This is a genomic window from Pseudoalteromonas sp. TAB23, assembly GCF_000498075.1.
GTDB lineage: Bacteria > Pseudomonadota > Gammaproteobacteria > Enterobacterales > Alteromonadaceae > Pseudoalteromonas > Pseudoalteromonas arctica.
This window is the reverse complement of sequence record NZ_AUTP01000039.1, coordinates 1-2,322: the sequence shown is the minus strand read 5'-3', so window position 1 is coordinate 2,322 and position 2,322 is coordinate 1. Positions and strand designations below refer to the sequence as shown.

Below are 2,322 nucleotides of genomic sequence, written 5' to 3'. Positions count from 1 at the left end.
GTTTATCGGCTGATATGTTTGTTGCCATAAAGCCTGATATCGAAATTTTAAATACAGGTAGTGCATCAAAACAGTTTAAATACGTAATTGATTTTAAAGCAGTTGAAAAAGTACTAGCAAACGACAGCAGTATAAGCGCGCTGTGCGTATCACGCCCTACCAACCCAACAGGTAATGTAATTACCGACGATGAAGTAAAACACCTTGATTTGCTCGCTAAGCAATATGGTCTTCCACTCATTATTGATAACGCGTACGGCGATCCGTTCCCAGGTTGTATTTACACCGACGCAAACCTAACGTGGAACTCAAACATTATTTTATGTATGTCACTTTCAAAACTTGGCCTACCAGGTTTACGCAGCGGTATTGTGGTTGCAAACAATGAGATTATTAAAGCAATTGGCCGCGTAAATGGCAGTATGGTTTTATCGCCAAATAGTATTGGCCCAAGCTTAGTGACACGCTTAATTAACGACAACGAACTACTCCCACTGTGTCGTAATGTTGTACTGCCTTTTTATCGTAATAAAGCACACATAGCGATTGAATTGTTTGATGAAGTATTTGCCGAACTGCCTGTTTATTTGCACAAAGTTGAAGGCGCATTTTTTATGTGGCTGTGGTTTAAAGATGCAAAAATGACAAGCGAGGTGTTGTATCAAAAGCTTAAAGAGCAAGACGTGTATGTGATCCCAGGTCACAACTTTTTTATCGGCATTGACGACAGCTGGGCGCACAAGCACGAGTGTATTCGTATTAACTATGCTACCGATGCAGATATCCTAAAAAAAGGCTTAGAAGCGATTAAAAACCTAATAAAGTAAATATACTGATGCCGATATTAATATCGGCATCAGTCATTTAACTCGCTTATATATTCGTTTAAAATTCATGCAAACGCACTGTATCCCCTTTAAATTTATATACAAGTTGGTATCCTACTCGACCTTTTTTAATAGCAATTCGCTTAATTAAGTGATCTATTCTGAGGTGAGAAAATCGTGTCGATAACCAGGCAAAAATTTCGTTATTTAGTTGTCCTATATCAGAAATTTTTAACGCAGTTAGCGTCAGATTTAATCCCTCAAATTGATTAAGTATTATTGCGGATTGGTATAACATATGCTTATTAAAAAAGAACCAGTCAAGGGGCGACTATCGCTGCAGGGCACTTAGTTTAAGTGGCAGCAATAACACAATCGGCATCGCGTATAAATATTGGTTTTAAACGTTAGATGTAACTTTAAATAGCAACATGCAATAGCACTATTAAGGTCAATTATGCGATTAGGACCAGGACTACTTGTCACCGCTGCCTTCATTGGACCAGGTACCATTACTACCGCCAGCGTGGCAGGTGCAAACTTTGGTTTTGCACTTATATGGACATTACTGTTTTCAGTAGTTGCCACTATATTATTACAATCTATGGCGGCGCGCCTTGGCGTTGCTACCGGGCAAGATTTAGCTCAAGCGCTAAGAGCACATATTCAAACGCCTTTATTTAAATCTTTAGCTATATTTTTAGTTATTAGCGCCATTAGCGTGGGCAGTGCAGCTTATGAAGCGGGTAACTTAAGTGGCGCTAGCATGGGATTAATTGAAATATTCCCTCAAGTTAGCTCCCAACTATGGACACCACTTATTGCTTTTTTTAGTGCTGCTTTACTTTATAGCGGCAAACATAAAGTGGTGGAAAACGCGCTAATTTTACTCGTTATTTTAATGAGCTTAGTGTTTATCTCAACACTTGTAATGGCAGCCCCTTCACTGGGTGATGTATTTGCTGGTTTTATTCCTAGTATGCCTGAGGGCTCTATTACGACAATATTGGCATTAGTTGGCACTACCATTGTGCCGTATAACTTATTTTTACACTCCGGCGTGCTCGCTGCTAGACACGACAGTAACAGCGATATGCAAAAAGTGATTAAACAAACAAATGTTGATACAGGCCTATCAATCACTTTAGGCGGTGTGATCACTTTAGCTATTTTATCTACAGCTTCAGTCGCATTTTATGGCACCGATGCGGGGCAAATTAGTGCAGCTAACATGGCCGTGCAGCTAGAGCCATTGCTTGGCGATGCCGCTCATTACTTTTTTGCTATTGGCTTATTTGCTGCAGGTTTAACAAGTGCGATTACAGCGCCACTTGCGGGTGCTTACGCCGTGTGTGGCATGTTAGGTTGGTCAAACGATATGGGTAACTCACGTTTTAAAGGCGTTGCTATAGTTATTTTATTGTTTGGTGCTGCGGTGGCGTCACTCGGTTTAGACCCTGTCGCGGTAATTATATTCGCGCAAGCGGCTAACGGG

2 protein-coding genes are annotated in these 2,322 nt (G+C 40.6%); both read left to right on the top strand.

The genetic code is table 11. The features are described from left to right. A partial coding sequence (locus L654_RS0100915) for an aminotransferase class I/II-fold pyridoxal phosphate-dependent enzyme (protein ID WP_024606973.1) occupies window positions 1–827 on the top strand: 827 nt, incomplete at its 5' end. 457 nt (window positions 828–1,284) lie between these two features. Continuing rightward, window positions 1,285–2,322: Nramp family divalent metal transporter (locus L654_RS0100905; RefSeq protein ID WP_024606971.1), on the top strand; the 1,038-nt coding region annotated here is incomplete at its 3' end.